Genomic DNA, 387 nt, shown 5'->3' on the forward strand with positions numbered 1-387 from the left:
GCGGTGGACTTCCCGGTGCAGGAGTTGGTGCGTACCGAGATCGGCTCGGTGTCGCTGGGGGATCAGCGGCCGGGCAGCATCCGGGCGCTCACCCGCAAGGAAGTCGGCGAGCTTTATCAGGCGGTGGGTTTGTGAGCGGAAGTTTGGTTGTTGCGGTGGACGGCCCGGCCGGCACCGGAAAGTCCTCGGTGTCACGGGGGTTGGCCCGCGCGCTCGGCGCCCGGTACCTCGACACCGGCGCGATGTACCGCATCGCGACGCTTGCGGTGCTGCGGGCCGGTGCTGACCTCACCGACCCTGCGGCGATCGAGAAGGCCGCCGCCGACGCCGAGATCGGAGTGGGCTCAGATCCCGATGTCGACGCGGCATTCCTTGCCGGAGAAGATG

Annotated in this window: 1 protein-coding gene; it reads left to right on the forward strand. The window is 69.0% G+C overall.

Annotated elements, in window-relative coordinates:
* Positions 1 to 131: 131 nt before the first annotated feature.
* The coding region (locus ACN6NF_RS25750; RefSeq protein WP_474320323.1) for a (d)CMP kinase at positions 132 to 387 on the forward strand (256 nt) is incomplete at its 3' end.

Source organism: Paenibacillus sp. TSM33, assembly GCF_056099025.1.